Origin of the sequence: Staphylococcus sp. URHA0057 (genome assembly GCF_000620265.1) — a bacterium.
Lineage (GTDB): Bacteria > Bacillota > Bacilli > Staphylococcales > Staphylococcaceae > Staphylococcus > Staphylococcus pasteuri.
Window position 1 is genome coordinate 209,380 of sequence record NZ_KK211097.1, and the last position, 16,265, is coordinate 225,644.

14 protein-coding genes are annotated in these 16,265 nt (G+C 31.4%); 4 read left to right on the forward strand and 10 right to left on the reverse strand.

The window, feature by feature from the left end:
- Positions 1–208: 208 nt before the first annotated feature.
- The 5 genes from icaC to N524_RS0112310 form a co-directional block, all read right to left on the reverse strand.
- Positions 209–1,276 carry a polysaccharide intercellular adhesin biosynthesis/export protein IcaC gene (icaC, locus tag N524_RS0112290; RefSeq protein WP_029056681.1) on the reverse strand — a complete coding sequence of 356 codons (1,068 nt, stop codon included), beginning with the start codon at positions 1,274–1,276 and terminating at the stop codon, positions 209–211.
- Complete coding sequence (gene icaB / locus N524_RS0112295) at positions 1,260–2,138, reverse strand: intercellular adhesin biosynthesis polysaccharide N-deacetylase (protein ID WP_029056682.1); 879 nt, start codon at positions 2,136–2,138, stop codon at positions 1,260–1,262. The genes icaC and icaB overlap by 17 nt, the downstream gene beginning before the upstream one ends.
- Positions 2,122–2,448: an intracellular adhesion protein IcaD gene (gene icaD / locus N524_RS0112300; RefSeq protein WP_029056683.1), complete on the reverse strand. Its 327-nt coding sequence runs from the start codon at positions 2,446–2,448 to the stop codon at positions 2,122–2,124. Before icaD ends, icaB begins: the two co-directional genes overlap by 17 nt.
- Positions 2,418–3,641 carry a poly-beta-1,6 N-acetyl-D-glucosamine synthase IcaA gene (icaA, locus tag N524_RS0112305; RefSeq protein ID WP_017637812.1) on the reverse strand — a complete coding sequence of 408 codons (1,224 nt, stop codon included), beginning with the start codon at positions 3,639–3,641 and terminating at the stop codon, positions 2,418–2,420. The genes icaD and icaA overlap by 31 nt, the downstream gene beginning before the upstream one ends.
- Positions 3,642–3,929: 288 nt before the next feature.
- Positions 3,930–4,958: a family 20 glycosylhydrolase gene (locus tag N524_RS0112310; RefSeq protein ID WP_029056684.1), complete on the reverse strand. Its 1,029-nt coding sequence runs from the start codon at positions 4,956–4,958 to the stop codon at positions 3,930–3,932.
- 219 nt (positions 4,959–5,177) lie between these two features.
- Between N524_RS0112310 and N524_RS0112315 the strand changes: the two genes are divergently transcribed.
- A complete protein-coding gene (locus N524_RS0112315) occupies positions 5,178–6,548 on the forward strand; it encodes a CitMHS family transporter (RefSeq protein ID WP_029056685.1) in 1,371 nt (456 codons plus the stop codon).
- Positions 6,549–6,658: 110 nt separating this feature from the next.
- On the opposite strand, the gene N524_RS0112320 is transcribed toward N524_RS0112315, so the two are convergent.
- The 4 genes from N524_RS0112320 to N524_RS0112335 all read right to left on the reverse strand — a co-directional run bounded on the left by N524_RS0112320 (position 6,659) and on the right by N524_RS0112335 (position 11,690).
- On the reverse strand, positions 6,659–7,303 hold the full coding sequence (locus N524_RS0112320) for an FMN-dependent NADH-azoreductase (RefSeq protein ID WP_029056686.1): 645 nt from the start codon (positions 7,301–7,303) through the stop codon (positions 6,659–6,661).
- A gap of 174 nt (positions 7,304–7,477) precedes the next feature.
- On the reverse strand, positions 7,478–10,096 hold the full coding sequence (locus N524_RS0112325; protein ID WP_029056687.1) for an ABC transporter permease: 2,619 nt from the start codon (positions 10,094–10,096) through the stop codon (positions 7,478–7,480).
- 11 nt (positions 10,097–10,107) lie between these two features.
- On the reverse strand, positions 10,108–10,809 hold the full coding sequence (locus N524_RS0112330; protein ID WP_029056688.1) for an ABC transporter ATP-binding protein: 702 nt from the start codon (positions 10,807–10,809) through the stop codon (positions 10,108–10,110).
- 284 nt (positions 10,810–11,093) lie between these two features.
- Entirely contained in the window at positions 11,094–11,690 is a 597-nt protein-coding gene (locus N524_RS0112335; RefSeq protein ID WP_029056689.1) for a TetR/AcrR family transcriptional regulator, read from the reverse strand.
- A gap of 217 nt (positions 11,691–11,907) precedes the next feature.
- Here N524_RS0112335 and N524_RS0112340 point away from each other — a divergent pair, with 217 nt between their 5' ends.
- The 3 genes from N524_RS0112340 (at position 11,908) to N524_RS0112350 (ending at position 15,641) form a co-directional block, all read left to right on the forward strand.
- Complete coding sequence (locus tag N524_RS0112340; protein WP_029056690.1) at positions 11,908–12,987, forward strand: amidohydrolase family protein; 1,080 nt, start codon at positions 11,908–11,910, stop codon at positions 12,985–12,987.
- Between the two features lie 183 nt (positions 12,988–13,170).
- Positions 13,171–14,409 carry an ArgE/DapE family deacylase gene (locus N524_RS0112345; RefSeq protein ID WP_029056691.1) on the forward strand — a complete coding sequence of 413 codons (1,239 nt, stop codon included), beginning with the start codon at positions 13,171–13,173 and terminating at the stop codon, positions 14,407–14,409.
- Positions 14,410–14,903: 494 nt separating this feature from the next.
- Positions 14,904–15,641: a class I SAM-dependent methyltransferase gene (locus N524_RS0112350; protein WP_029056692.1), complete on the forward strand. Its 738-nt coding sequence runs from the start codon at positions 14,904–14,906 to the stop codon at positions 15,639–15,641.
- Positions 15,642–15,707: 66 nt separating this feature from the next.
- Here N524_RS0112350 and isaB read toward each other — a convergent pair whose 3' ends face one another.
- Positions 15,708–16,217 (reverse strand): immunodominant staphylococcal antigen IsaB family protein, encoded by a 510-nt coding sequence (gene isaB / locus N524_RS0112355; protein ID WP_017637802.1) that lies wholly within the window; start codon positions 16,215–16,217, stop codon positions 15,708–15,710.
- Between the last annotated feature and the right edge of the window lie 48 nt (positions 16,218–16,265).

Sequence of the window (16,265 nt, forward strand, 5' to 3'; positions counted from 1 at the left end):
ACGTGATCAAATTTAAAGTTAATCAAATTCAATCACGAGATGTCTTCATCATAAATAAGAATTATGAAGCTAATATAAATTTCTATTTACAATTTCTTAAAGTCATTGAACACATCAATTCCAAGCCAACTATAAACTAACTAAAAAAACCATTTGTAATCTGTAAGTTGTTTACAGACCACAAATGGCAATAAATTCGTATAAAGTTTTAGTCTTTTAAATTCACATTCAGTTTATATGGTTGTTTACCAATTACGAAACGACATAGAGCAAACTCTCGGAGAATAATACCGACACCCACACACATACCTAAAGTACACACTAATGATATTACTATAAAGATAATACTTGTATTGATGAAAATAGACGTATATTCATATAGATATTCTAAAATGATCGGGTGTAATAGATATATGAAAAATGAAAATGAATTAACTAAATTCGTGACGCCATACATAAGCGTATTGAAATGAATAAATATACTAAGTAATAGTAAAAACATAAATGTATGATATAGCATTAATGTTTCAGTATAACTTGTTACATTCCAATAATCATGTTTACCAAATGCAAACACAAAAATTAAATAAGACACTACAGATAAAGTTAGTATAATAAACGGAAATTCATAAACAAACTTCATAATTCTATTGTAGTTATAGCCGATATAACCACCTAGGAAGAAGAAAAAGATCCATCCTAAAATAAATGTATTATCACTTAATGGATATATGTGATGTAATTGTGTTTCGAATGCATGATTTGTATGTAGTAAACGCAAAAATACAAATTGAACAATGAATGATCCTATTAATAGAATTTTACTATTGAATATTTTAGGTGATATTTTATAGATGATATAGCTTAATATGAAGTACTGAACTATAACGATAATAAAATAACCATACCAATATCCTAATACGACATTTTGGTAGAATTGATGCCAGAAAGGATCTCCTAATTTTCTGGATTCACTATAACAATAGAAACAACCTACTAATAAATAGGGCATAATGATGTATTTAAAACGTGATGTTAAATAATTCAATTTTAATGAAGAATAATTTAACGTTGTCAGTAATTGAGACAACACGATGAAACACGGTGTGCCAAAGATAAATATATTTTGAGCATAATAAATGACTTTAAGTTGCGCTGTATCATCACCATCTATACCGCGCATATATTGCGTTAATATATGTGTGACGATAATAATAACGCAGAGAAATGCTCTAAGGTAGATGAGTTCTTTTTTCTTTTTATTTTGACTTGCCATCTTTAAAACCATCCCATTTTTTAATTAATTTATTAAAGGAATCCTCGTTTACTAAAACACGTGGAATAGCATAATTATCATCATCTGGATAGACTGAGCGGTCTGCTAATGTATAAGCATATTTAATATTTTCAGATTTCAATATTTTTATATTTTTCTTACTTGGTTCTCCATATGGAAAGGCTAAAGAATTATTAGTCTTATCAAAGTTTTTGTTAATATAATGGTTACTTTTACTTATATCATTTTTAATTTGTTTTCCACTTTTTTTTGTAATAATTGACTTGTTGTCTTTGGTTAATGAGTGAAGGTTATGTGTATGAGAACTGAATGTCCAAATCTTTGATTTCTGCATTTCTTTTAATTTACTTAGGTTAATGAGGTTAAGATTGTGGAAATCATCTTCTCCGACATGGCCGGTAATCACAAATCCTGTTGCTGGTACATTATATTTCTTTAATATCGGATAAGCACTGTCATAAACGGACATGTCGATATCATCGAAGTTGATCCATACACTACGCGCAGGGAACTTACCTTTACTCTTATAATGTTGAAATTCCTTTTCTGTTAAAAAGTGTGCATCATGATCTTTCAACCACTTAATTTGTTTATTAAATTCTTTTTTAGTCACACTATAATCATTAATTTCTTTACTACTTGAAATGGTGAATAATGTATCTTCAAACCAATTACCATCACGGACACGATGGTAATTTAATGCTAAAGCGCTGTTTTCATGATGTTTACTATTTAACGGGTTTTTCTTTTCTTTAGCGAATGAAGTATTGTCATAAAAAATCATCAAGAAAAATAATGACGTGAATAATAGGGTGGCAATAAGTTTAGAACACTTTCCCATGATTAATACCTTCTTTTTTATATATTCTTTTTCTAATTAATAAGAATAATGAGAATACAATAGCATCAAAAATGATGAATTTTAATAATAAATCGAAAGTTTCGAACATAGTGTCTTGTTCAATGTTCAGTAACGTTCTTATAATTAAAACTAATTCATGACTTAAATTGAAAAGTGAGCCAATAATTAGAATGCAGGCTATAGCGAAATAGACCCAAAATATAATACTTAATGCAAAAGTAATGACTTCTCTTATACAATGTAAACAAAAATATGTACTTAGCTTTTTCCTCTGTCTGGGCTTGTCCATGTGGCAAACTCTCCTTTCTTTCTAGTAAGTGCTTTTGGAAAGGCAATAATAGCGACGGAAGCGTTAAGCAACCAATATATAGCTGAATACCAGCTTAAATAGAAAATAGTGAAAATATTAATTTTTTCGTATTTACTATCTGCAATAAGTGAAACTGTGAATTGAACTGTATTGATAAATGTTAGTAATAAGGCCGATAAAATGATGAGTGAAAATTTATAATTTAAGAAGTAGTAGTCTAAGAAGTTAGCATTTATAATTTGAATGATTAAAATAGAGACAACGCAGTAAACCCATATAAGCGAAAAGATTTGTTCGAATACGAGTAAATAAATGGCTGGATTCATTGATTTTAACCCGGCTTTAAAGTCACGAATTAAAACTTCTTGTCCGCCTTGTGCCCATCTTAATCGTTGTTTCCATAGGCCTCCCACAGTTTCGGGTACAAGCATTCTACAAAGTGCTCTAGGTTCATATTTAATTTGAAATCCTGCTAGATGGAATTTCCATGAGATGGCAATATCTTCAGTAATCATATCGATATCCCATTTTCCAACCTGTATAACTGCAGATTTTCTAAATAGTGTAAATACACCAGAGATTGTATTAATTTTTCCTGTTAAAGATTGTGCACGTTTGATACTTCCTACCATACTTGCATATTCAATAGTTTGGATTTTACCAAGTATAGATTTTTTATTTCTTATTCTTGGATTACCAGTAACTGCTGCTAATTTAGGATTGTCTTGGAAGTGTTGAATCATAAAGTAAGGTGCGCAATTATCGATAAGCGTGTCTGCGTCTATGCCCATAACGTAATCATACTCGGCATAATCAACACCTTTGTTTAGAGCATTGGCTTTCCCTTGATTGACTTTAAGATCGACAAATGTGAAATCCATTGTTTCTTGAAGCTTATAAATAATCTGTGCAGAATTATCTGAACTTCCATCATTGATGACAATGATTTGTTTGTTTGGAAATTCTAATGACAATAGATTTTCAATTGTATCTTTAATTGTTTCTTCTTCGTTAAAGCAAGGAACTAAAAATGATATACCTTCTTCTCCTATGGCTTTAGTCGGTTTTTGAGTAAGCCATAGCTCAGAAAAGAACATATAAATAATCGTTCCTACTATCCAAAATACAGACATAAATAACGGATAAAGTATTAAGAAATTTAATAAGTTCATGTTTCTCCCCCTAGGAATTTTTAACATGAACTGATGATAATGCAGTTTTCTAGGAGTTGCAACACTTTTTTAATATATAAAAAAGTTATAATTGGTATAATTATTATTAAACAAAAATAACTCTATTATTAATAATAGAGTTAAAAATTTTATGCTTAAGAAGTTTTAGTTGGTAAAAAGAGTTTATGGGTGAAAAAACGCTTTAGACAGTTTTAGTTTACTGTCAAAAAGGAAAAACTTAGCAATAAATCAATGGACAAAAAATGTTGTGTTAACAATAGCTTAATATTAGAAAAATATTTTAATGTATTTAATGATGTACTTGATGAGATCATTTTGACTTAGAGAAGAAGCAAACTCTCCCCAAAAACTCATCGTCACACCGTTTAGGTTTGTATCGTAATAGTTCTTTTGATGATTATGGTACGTATTAAATGACGTTATTTTTGTGTCAGATATTAAATCAATATTTTTAGATGTTGAAGTTGATTTTTCATCTCTAGGAAATAGATATAAGGACTGACTATTAAAGTTTTCAACTTGATGGTTGTAATCGAAAAAGTCTTTTGGTGTTAAGCTATTTTGATTTTTCTGTTGCCAATACATAATGATAATGGCTTGATCTAACTGTTTCAGACCTTCTTTAGTTATGGAATCGTTCCATATTTTAGTTTCATAGTTATTGGAATTCGCATAATTGGAAATTTGATTGATGTATTTTACGAATTGTTGTTGGTTCGCACCACTACCGGGCACTTCATCGCCACCAATGACCATTTTCTGTTCATCTTTATACTTCGGCTGTTTAAATAAACCGCTAATTTCTGAAATTAAATCTTTAGAGAATTTCAATGAATCTTTATTATCTATAAAATCAATCGTACTTGAATCATCTTGCGATACGACTTTTTGATATGTATCAGGATGATGTTTTCTTAATAAAGTAAGAATGGATTTTGAGTGAGAAGGTAAATCTATTTCTGGAATAATTTGAACGTTTCTTTGGTTCGCATATTTAATAATAGATTTGAGTTCTTTTTTAGTTAAAAAGTATGAATTCGTTTTGTTGGATGTCTGCTTTAACATTTTTGAATAGATACTGTAGTTTTCATTATCAGAAAAATGTAACTGTAAGTATGTACCATGATGTTTACTAAGATGTTTGATAATTTGCTTAATACTATGTTCTGTATAGTGTTTACGTGCAATATCTAACGTAATGCCTTTTTCTATTTCTGATTTATCTAGTTTCTTTTGGAAAAATATAGTGAATATCGCTAAAAAGATTACGAGACATAAAATAAATTTCTTTAACATGATTAATCCCTTTTAATTAGAAAGTTTTTTATTGTACAAGATACTATTTAAAATGAAATAGCGTAGTTAAGTTAAAAATAATAATATATTTAAATACCCATATATTCCTCGATTAATCATTTATGTTAAAATATTTGTAATAAAAAATTTTCGGAAAATTTTTTCTACTTAAATATTTAGGGGTTTTAAAATTTAATAATTTCAAAGGGGATGTTAGTCATGCAAGGGGATCATATGTGGTTAACGATAATGGGATTACTCATTATTATTTCGATTGTTGGTTTATTAATTGCCAAGAAGATTAGTCCATTCGTGGGGATGACGTTAATTCCGTGTCTTGGAGCACTTATACTAGGCTATAACGTTCATGATTTAGTGACGTTCTTTGACAAAGGTTTGTCACAAGTCATGAATGTCGTCATTATGTTTATTTTTGCGATTATTTTCTTTGGCATTATGACAGATAGTGGTTTATTTAAGCCCGTTGTTAAAAGATTATTATTAATGACACGAGGTAATGTGATTATTGTATGTATTATGACAGCATTGCTTGGTACAATTGCGCAATTAGATGGCGCAGGAGCGGTTACATTTTTACTATGTATTCCAGCGTTATTACCACTTTATAAGGCATTGAACATGAGTCGTTACTTACTCATCTTATTATTAGCACTTAGTGCAGCAGTGATGAATATGGTGCCGTGGGGCGGACCAATGGCTCGTGTAGCAACAGTGTTAAAGGCTAAAAGTGTTAATGAATTATGGTACGGTTTGATACCTATACAAATTATTGGGTTTGTATTAGTCATGATACTAGCTGTTTATTTAGGATTTAGAGAGAAACGACGTATTCAAAAAGGTATCGCTAATGGAGAGCTTGAACAAACACAAGATATAGATATACATAAATTGGTGAGACATTATGAACATGATCAAGAGATAAAATTCCCAGTTAGAGGTCGCGCAAAAGAGCATGGGTCTATCATTTGGATTAATACACTGTTAACGATTTTAGTTATGGTCATTATGCTTTCAAATATAGCACCACCAGAATTTGCATTTATGATAGGTGTCGCATTAGCTTTAATTATTAACTATAAGAGTGTCGATGAACAAATGGACCGCGTCAAAGCACATGCACCTAACGCATTAATGATGGCAGTAGTTATCGTCGGTGCCGGTATGTTTTTAGGTGTGTTAGACCATACAGGAATGTTGAAATCAATCGCAACAGATTTAATTAAGATCATTCCACAACCTGTAGGCCCTTATATCCACATTATTGTAGGATTATTAGGTGTGCCACTTGATTTATTAACAAGTACAGACGCTTATTACTTTGCGTTATTACCAATTGTGAAACAAACTGCAGCAGAATTTGGCGTATCTCAAGTATCTACTGCATACTCAATGGTCATCGGTAATATTATTGGTACATTTGTGAGCCCATTTGCACCAGCATTATGGCTTGCACTTGGATTAGCTGAAGCTAATATGGGAACATATATCAAATATGCGTTCTTCTGGGTATGGGGCTTCGCAATCGTATTATTATTAATTGCAATGTTGGTAGGTACAGTGGCATTTTAATGTTTGGGCAGTCTTGAGGTAGTCTAAATATCATTATTTAATATAAAGACAAAATAAATACCCGTAACAGAGCGATTAAATCGTTCTATTACGGGTTTCTTTATTTGATATTATCCTTTTGTATAAAACGCATCGAATACTTGGTCTAAGTCTTCTTTAGCGCCTTTTATAATTTCATCTTCTGGTAGCACTGATGTACCTTCCGCACGAGCTACGTAAAATTCGTCAAAGCCCATAATTTCTTTGAACATTTCTCTTAAATAATGGTATGAGAATTCAAGAGGTGTGTAACGGTCATCATTCGTATAAACGCCACCACTCGCTTGTAGTAATAATGCTTTGTAGTCATCTGTCATCAGCCCAACAGAACCATCTTCAGTATATTTAAATGTTTCTCTTGCCACCATAATATTGTCGATATAATCTTTTAATCTAGACGTGATATTGAAGTTGTGTAAAGGTGTCAAAATAACAATACGATGATGTTCTTTAAATTGGTTTAGTAAAAATGAAGACATCTCAGCGATTTGGCTTTCTTCAGCTGATAATTCTTCTCCTGAACCTAATTTAGACCACACATGTAATAATTGATCACTCTCTAAACGAGGTAGTGCAATATCATATAAATTTAATTCTTCAATTTCACCTTCTGGAAATGCAGTATTAAACTTTTCTAAAAATAAATTTTTCAATTTAGCAGTATAAGTCGCATCATTATTAAAATACGGATGCGCATTAATAAGTAATGTCTTCATTAATTTTATTTGCTCCTTTAAATGTAATATTCATAGTATATACATATAAATTTGAAAATACTATTATATAGTTTTAAATTAACAAATATTAAAGTAGGGACACGCAACTCTTAAAACGCTTCGCTCATGAGTTGCATGTCCCTTTAATTACAGGAATATATTCATATATTTACTTTAATCTGCTGAGTTTAACGCATTGAGCATATCAATTCTACTTATTTTTCTAGCCATAATCAGCATTACAATAAATGCAAATACTAACGTTAATAGCGTAGAGAATGTAAAGTTTGTCCAATATAACGTTAAGTCAGCCATAGCATTGTTAGGTGGCAATGTATCCATAATAAAGTGATGTAAATAAGTGCCACCGATAAATCCAGTTAAAATACCGATGATAGTGAGAAGTATTGTTTCTCGGTAAATATACATCACTGTTTCTTTTTTATAAAAGCCTAATACTCGAAGTGTGGCGAGTTCTCGTGTACGTTCAGATACATTAATATTCGTTAATGTGAAGAGTACAACGAATGACAACGCAGATGATGCAACGACAATGATTAAGACGATATTATCAAGACCGTCTAAAATTGTATTGATGGCTGTTTTAGCTTGGTTGGATTGCACGGCTGTTTGGCTCGCATCTTGTTCATTTAATTCACTTGAAACTTTATTAATATTTGAAGCGGATCTATCTTTTAAATTTAAAATTTTAGCATTATAATCGATATCTTTATCAAATGCTTTTTCGTAATATTGTTTGTTCATCACCATGTAATGTCCAGCATACATTTGAGCGATACCATCAATTTTGACTTTATGTTTAGCATTAGTATCATCTTTAATTGTTAGAGTATCACCTTTTTTGTAGTGGCCAAGTTTAGCTAATTTTTCAGAAATAACAACACCATTATTGCTTAATTTTATTTTCTTATCTGAATCGGCGTCACGTAAGGTCATATAATCCTTAAAGGTATCAGAGTTTTTAGGAACAATCATAGAAATTTGTTGATTATCTATAACGTTTTTAGGTTTAGTAGTAACCGATTGATAGTAGACATCATCTTTTTGTTTAACTGAGTCTAAATCATTAATTTTGTCATTATATTTATCTTTGTCTTGTTGTGACGCATGCGTATTATAAACACTAATAATATCGTAGTGAATAATATTTTGATATTGGTTATGGATAATACCATTTAATGAATCTCGCATACCGAAACCAGTAATTAACAGTGATGTACAGCCAAACACGCCGAGTATTGTCATAAACATACGACCTTTGTATCTGAAAAGGTTACGAGCAGTCACTTTATGATTGAATGACAATTTATTCCAAATAAATGGTAGACGTTCTAATAATATTTTTGAACCGGCTTTTGGTGGTTTTGGTAATAATAAATATTTAGGTTGTTCTTTTAAAGCTTTCCAAGCAATATATACTGAAGGTACAACTGTACAAAGTAATGCGACTAATAGACTAATACCAATCCACAACCAGTGAGTAGGTGTTTGGATTTCAGGCACAATCAAGTTAGCAGCATAGGCTTGATAAATTTTTTCAGGTAAATACCATGTACCGAAGAAACTACCAAGTGCAGTACCTATAACTGCAGCACTTGTGCCATAAATTAAGAACAGTTTCATAGCGTCAAATTTTGTATAGCCAAGAGCACGCATTACACCCATATTCATTCTTTTTTCTTCAGCCATTCTAGACATTGTTATAAATGTAACTAAAATTGCTACTGCAAAGAAAATGATAGGGAATGTGTTAGATAAAATATCAATACGTTTAGCTGATTCACCAAACTGACTATAGCCTTGATTGTAATCACTACGTGGTTGAATTTCGTAGTTAATATCATCTAATTTTTTAATGTCGTTCTCTTTGTTTTTGAGTTGTGTTTCAGATTTAGCTATATCTTGTTGAGCGTCTTTTAGTTTGCCAGTTTGTTGTAGCATAGTTTTATTTTCATTAACTGAATCTTTTTGTTTATCTAACGCTTTTTTCGCTTTATTAAGTTCTGCTTGTTTATCATCTTTCATATCTGAACATTGTTTGTCAGACCATTTTTCTAAATCATCAGCATTATTTGAAGCATTACTATTAATTTGTTTTTCAAATCGGTCTGAGTAGCTGTTACCGTGGACGTTATTATAAGTTAGTTTAGCAACATTTGGTTTGGAATTGTTGAATCCAGATTTTGCTAGTACGCCGAATGTATCGATTTGTCCTTTACCAACATTGGTTACGCCCAAATTTTGCTTTTGCATGTAATCACTTGAGGTTACGAAACCAACAACTTTGTATTGATGATGTTTAAGTCCAGAAATATCTTTTTTACCTTTATTATTTGTAAAATCAATTGTTTGTCCAATTTTATATTTTGAAGTATCTTGCGCATTTAAAGCAATTTCATTAGAAGATTTTGGCAAACGACCTTTTTTAACTTTATAGGTAGACAATTTTGATGTGTTTTCGTTTAATCGAATAGCTTTATTTGAATTTGCAATACGAGCATCTTTCGAAATGCTATATTCTGTCTTAGCCACATGATCCATATTATTAATATGTTGTTTATCATCTTTTGAAAAGCCAATAGGACTTGTTACTTGTGCGTGAGCCATATGATGATCTTTAAAATATTGATCTCCAGTTAGTCGCATATCATCGCCCGTTACTTTTAAGCCGATTAATATGAAAGCACCTAAAGCTAACAAAATAGTAATTGAAATGAAGCGAGGAAATGATGACTTAAATTCACGTAATATCGTTTTATTTAATTTATTCATGTATATCCTCCTTAATATTCAATTTCTGATATTGGTTTAGGATGATCATTGATGTAGTCTTCTTTAATTTTTCCGTCGAATATTTCAATTACATGGTCTGCCATATCTTTTAATGCTGCGTTATGCGTCACGATAATGACCGTTTTATTATTTTCATGGCTTAAATCTTGCAGAACTTGTAAAATCTTTTTACCAGTTTTGTAATCTAATGCGCCTGTTGGTTCGTCACATAATAGTAAGTCTGGATTTTTTGCAACGGCACGGGCAATAGAAGCACGTTGTTGCTCACCACCAGATAGTTGGGAAGGGAAGTTACCCATTCTTTTTTCTAAACCAACTTTTTTTAGCGTTTCTTTAGGATCTAATGCTTCTGATGATAGTTCAGATGCAAGTTCTAAATTTTCTAAAGTCGTAAGGTTAGGAATAAGATTATAGAATTGGAAGACAAATCCAACTGATTTCCGTCGATAAGTAGTTAATTCTTTTTCGGAAAATTGAGCAATATCCGTACCATTAATGATGACTTTTCCTTCTGTAGCTGAATCCATACCACCTAATGTATTTAATAATGTTGATTTACCTGCACCAGATGAACCTACAATGACCATAAGTTGACCTTGTTCTAATTCAAATGAAATATCGTTATTTGCATAGACCTTTTGATCTCCAGTTCCAAATATTTTTGAATAATTTTCTAACTTTATATACGCCATATGATCCCTACTTTCCATATAGTTGAATATTAATAATAATGATTTCTTTTATAATAGACAGTGTGTCTATTAGTTAAAATAGCACATTTTGATTAGAAAATCTTGGTTTCATTTTGTAAAAATCCGACTTAATAGACAGTATGTATATTATCGTCTATCAATATTAAAATAATAGATAAATATGTGTTGATTTAAAACTAAGCTAACTAAAAAGCACTCTAAAAATTAGACAAATAACTAATCTTTAGAGTGCGAATTTGAATATGATATAGGTTGATGTTAGGTTATTGATTTTCAAATTCAGATTCAATACCTAATAGTGATATGGGAGAATGGCTAGAAACATCGAAAAGTACCTCCGCAATATAATGAGAGCTATAATAATTCTCGCTGTTAAACCAACTTTCAATAACTCCTAAATCACCATATATTGTATGATTCAATATAATATCTTTTTGGAAGTTCATTTCAACGTTGTTTTTTTCCAATAATGGATAATAAATATTTTCACGAACCTTTTCTACTAGTAATGCGCGAAAATAGGTTGTATTCATATTTGTAATGAGTACTTTTACAAACTCAAAATTAAGTTCAATATATTCTAATAACCGTGTGAAAGACACTTTAAATTCAGTATTAAATATAGAATCATCATTGACTGAAGATTGTTTTACATAATCGGTAAGCTCATCAATCGTTTCCTCAATTACAGAGTTTAAGAAATCGTCCTTGCTCTTATAATGTAAATAAAAAGTACTGCGATTGATATTAGCAGCGTCAGCTAATTGTTTAATCGTGATATTAGAATAACTTACTTGATTTAATAATTGAGTAAGTCCCTTTTTTAAATATTGGTTAGTACGAATTTGTCTTTTGTCCATTTCTGCTTCATCCTTTATTGCATAAATACTCTATTATGTTAAAGATAATCAACATATATCATTGATATGTACATTAAACCTATAATTCGAGAAGTTTCTGCGAGTATTCATTATGGAAATTTGTTAAGTTATTTAATAGACGTATTGTCTATTAAAATATAAGATAACTTAAATAATATTGCAATTGATTTCAATAGTAGAAAGTGAGTGTTTGATTATGAAAGAGAATTTACAAATAATAGATATTCACCATCACATTATTCCTAAAGTATATAAAGACGCATTACGTAAGATAGGTGTAACAACTGCTGGTGGCTATCCTATCAAGGATTGGAAGCCTGAGGACAGTCTTAATATGATGAATGAATTAAACATAAATATAGGTGTAACTTCTATTTCAGAGCCGGCAACATTACCGTTTAATAAGAAGCAAGCTTCTAAAGTAGCTAGAGAAGTAAATGAGTATCAAGCACAATTAAAGAAAGACTACCCAGAACGTTTTAAAAGCTTTGCTTTACTACCGATGCCGCATGTTAAACAGTCAATCAATGAAGTAGCTTATGCTCTAGATGAATTGAAATTAGACGGTATTGGATTGTTATCTAATTATGGAGATCAATATTTAGGCGACGATATATTTGAGCCAGTGATGAAAGCAATTAATGATCGTCATGGCGTGGTGTTTGTGCACCCTAGTTCGTCTTCAGATAAAGTGAAAAAACCTCAATATGTTGTAGCGGATTTTATAGAAGAATTTACCTTTAATACTTCGCGAGCAGCGACTAATTTAATATTGAGTGGTACGTTAGATCGTTATCCAAATATTACATTTATTTTGGCGCATGCTGGAGGTACGTTGCCGTATTTAGAATGGCGAATTAACCAAACACTTGAAACATTAAGTTATATAATGGTGAATCCGAAAGAACGTCTGAAGCCATATTTAACGGGAAGTAAGACAAGGATGATTGGAGAAGTTGCTAAACACCCTATTCGCTATGGAAAAATGTTCAAAACATATCTACATAGTTTGAAGCGAATGTCACAATTACAATATTCTGCTGACGATTATATTCGTCGATTTTATTATGATACAGCACTTTCAACAGGTGACTCTACATTTGCGAGTTTGAAAGAAATTACTGATACATCTCATATCGTTTTTGGCTCAGATGCACATTATGCACCTAACGATTGGATTGCTAAAATGGAACAAGATATTGGTGCGTCTAATTATTTTGATGAAAATGAGCAGCATCAGATTTTTAATGACAATAGTAATGTATTGTTAAAATAGTAACAACTATCAATTGAAAGATTTTAAAGGGCAATAGCTATATTTCAATATGAATTGTTTGATTGACTACACTTTGATAGATACCATGAATCTGTTGCCAAAGATTAAATTTTTGCAGGTTAGGATATGGGTAATATTATTAAATGATCCTAATGGAACAACAGTATTAAAGGAGTATTTAACATGAGTGTATTTTCAAAAGATGAGCAATTACAAATATTAAAAGATTTGATAGAGATTAAAACCGTAAATGATAATGAAATTGAAGTAGCAAAATATTTACAATCATTACTACAAAAGCACGGTATCAAAGCAGAAATTGATGAAATTAAAGGACGTCATCAGCGTGCTAATCTAATTGCCTCAATAGGCGACGGTCATCCCGTTGTAGGCATTTCTGGTCACATGGACGTAGTATCGGAAGGTGATTATGGCGATTGGACATATCCACCATTTGAATTAACTGAACAAGACGGCTTGTTATATGGTCGTGGGACATCGGATATGAAAGCAGGACTAGCTGCATTAGTCATTGCAATGATAGACATTCATGAACGTGGTTTATTGGAAAAAGGTACAATTAAGTTAATGGCGACAGCTGGAGAAGAAATGCAACAGCTTGGTTCCGAACAATTATACAAAGCAGGCTATACGGACGATGTAGATGCACTTATCATTGCTGAACCATCTGAGTCAGGTATTGTCTATGCACATAAAGGTTCAATGGATTATCAAATTGTGTCTAGAGGACAAGCAGCACATAGTTCTGTGCCAATTGTAGGTAAAAATGCGATTAAACCTTTATTAGATTTTGTGCGTAATATAGATGATGAATATGAACAACTTCAACAAGAATTAAATTATCAACAGTTAGACTTTTCACATTTTATAGAAGGCGTTAAGGAAAGAATAAACGGCCCTATAGATGAACAACAATTAGCACAAGTGGTCAAAGGTTTAGTTATTAATCACACAATGATTCATGGTGGTAATCAAGTGAATTCAATACCAGATAAGGCCACAACGGATTTTAATATACGTACTGTCCCAGAATTTGATAATGATAAAGTGAAAGCACTATTCGACAAACATATCAATCAAATTAATGGAGAAGGTGGACAACTTGAAGAGGATATATATTTAGATTTAGATCCAGTGCTTACAACAGGAGAGAATCGCTTAATAGCATTAGGTCAACAAGTTGCAAAGACTATCTTTAATCGTGAGGTCGTTGCGACTCCAACTGTAGGCGTGACTGATGCCTCTAATTTACTTCGAGATAAAGATGAACACTTTCCATTCTTAATGTTTGGACCTGGAACTGTACCACATCAAATCAATGAGCACGTCAATAAAGAAACATATCATCAATTTGTTGAGTACTATATTGAATTATTAACGACTTATTTAAATGAGGATTAGTTTCTTATGTATTTGGAGTTAGCCTATGGAAACATAATATATGTCTTCGTAGGCTAACTCCATTTTAATTTAAACTAATAGTAATGGCGCAGAATATATAAGAAGTAAGACTGCGTTCAGTATTATTAATATGATAAGAGCAAAGCGATGCCCATATTTAAAAAGAGAAATTAAATTGATGATTAAAGTTATGATAATAAGAGTGGCACCTGGCCAATACCATAGTGAGAACGTGGTACCATTAAATAAGTTAGTAAAAAATGTTGTATAAACAACGCATAAATTAACTATACTTAAAATGATTGATAATAAATATAAGATGCGAGTTGATTTCATGATGTCTGTCCTTTCTAATCATGTATTTATATTAAGATAATATTATATAATTTTGTTTTTCAGTTTGTAAATAGATTTAATGCGTCATTTATATTTTTATGTAAAGTGAGCTTCAGTAAGATATATAAACAAAAATGTTTGATGAAGGAGAAAAATAGATGGATGAGAGAAATGAAGTTATTAACAAGTTACTAGAGCGTGCAGATATTCATGAAGGTATGCGTGTACTAGATATTGGATGTGCTACTGGTGAAGTAACACAATTAATCGCCGAACGCGTAGGTGCACAAGGAGAAGTTATTGGTATCGATATGAATGAAGACTTATTGGCTAAAGCAATTGAAGGAAATGCATATCAAAATGTCAGTTATCAGTTACATGATATTTATCAATTACCCGAGACGTTAGGTCAATTTGATGCAATTGTTGGTCGACGCGTATTAATGTACTTGCCTGATGTGAAACAAGCTTTATCTGTATTAAAAGGATTTTTAAAACCTGGCGGGCAATTTTGTTTTCAAGAGAGTGATGCGATTAATGGAGGAACGGGTGCAGATCAATTACCAAACCATCAAACAGCAATACAGTGTATTTGGGACACTGTTGAAAAAGAAGGTGGAGATATTCATATTGGACAAAAACTATATCAATTATTTAACGAAATAGATATGCGTGATATAGATTACTTCGCTGAAGCGGTGATTCATACTTCTGAAAATAATGATTTAGAATGGCTAGTGGGAATGATGTTACCTAGAATGAAAGCACACCAAGTAGTGGAAGAGGATTTTTCAATCGATACATTTAAAGACAAATTAAATCAAGAAGCGAATCAAAATCCAGCTGCTTTTATACGAGATATGGCCTTTGCCATAACAGGAAAAATCAAAGGTTAATAAACAAGATAGAGGCTAGAACCCGCAAAATGGGTTCTAGCCTCGTTTATATATTAAAAGTTATGTTTAAGATACATTCGCGTATGTGACATATCCATTTTGTACAACAAACACAATATGCCCTTTACCTACTTGATAGCTATATAAGCCATCGCCTTTCTTCTTAGTAGGGCCATTTAATGGATTTTGGAAATCGTAGTGATTACCATATTTTTGTTTCACTTGTTTTAAAGTAATTGTATTTGGTTTGATTTTAAATTCTACATTATTTGCTTTGTGGTTTTTATATTGTTGGAAATTTTGATCATAAATATCTTTAGAATTATTAGGTGCCTGATACTTACTGTTTACTTTCACACCATTGAATTCTACGTTACCTGCTTTTAGTCCATTGTAAAAAGATGAACTTAATACAAAATTGCCACCAGAAGCGGTATAACCATTATATTTATACCAATATTGAGATGAAGCAGCATGGGCTTCGTGAGATGATACATTGTCTGCAGAAACACTTACTCCTAATGCAGTGCCGAGAATAATACTACTAGCAACAAAAGTTTTTGTTAATTTCTTCATAAAGCATCACTCCTATATGATTTTGGTAGCGAAAACGCTACCACTTTT

Coding starts and splice junctions, on each gene's coding strand:
- icaC (WP_029056681.1), bottom strand. CDS start 1,276: ATGGCAAGTCAAAATAAAAAGAAAAAAGAACTCATCTACCTTAGAGCA.
- icaB (WP_029056682.1), bottom strand. CDS start 2,138: ATGGGAAAGTGTTCTAAACTTATTGCCACCCTATTATTCACGTCATTA.
- icaD (WP_029056683.1), bottom strand. CDS start 2,448: ATGGACAAGCCCAGACAGAGGAAAAAGCTAAGTACATATTTTTGTTTA.
- icaA (WP_017637812.1), bottom strand. CDS start 3,641: ATGAACTTATTAAATTTCTTAATACTTTATCCGTTATTTATGTCTGTA.
- N524_RS0112310 (WP_029056684.1), bottom strand. CDS start 4,958: ATGTTAAAGAAATTTATTTTATGTCTCGTAATCTTTTTAGCGATATTC.
- N524_RS0112315 (WP_029056685.1), top strand. CDS start 5,178: ATGCAAGGGGATCATATGTGGTTAACGATAATGGGATTACTCATTATT.
- N524_RS0112320 (WP_029056686.1), bottom strand. CDS start 7,303: ATGAAGACATTACTTATTAATGCGCATCCGTATTTTAATAATGATGCG.
- N524_RS0112325 (WP_029056687.1), bottom strand. CDS start 10,096: ATGAATAAATTAAATAAAACGATATTACGTGAATTTAAGTCATCATTT.
- N524_RS0112330 (WP_029056688.1), bottom strand. CDS start 10,809: ATGGCGTATATAAAGTTAGAAAATTATTCAAAAATATTTGGAACTGGA.
- N524_RS0112335 (WP_029056689.1), bottom strand. CDS start 11,690: ATGGACAAAAGACAAATTCGTACTAACCAATATTTAAAAAAGGGACTT.
- N524_RS0112340 (WP_029056690.1), top strand. CDS start 11,908: ATGAAAGAGAATTTACAAATAATAGATATTCACCATCACATTATTCCT.
- N524_RS0112345 (WP_029056691.1), top strand. CDS start 13,171: ATGAGTGTATTTTCAAAAGATGAGCAATTACAAATATTAAAAGATTTG.
- N524_RS0112350 (WP_029056692.1), top strand. CDS start 14,904: ATGGATGAGAGAAATGAAGTTATTAACAAGTTACTAGAGCGTGCAGAT.
- isaB (WP_017637802.1), bottom strand. CDS start 16,217: ATGAAGAAATTAACAAAAACTTTTGTTGCTAGTAGTATTATTCTCGGC.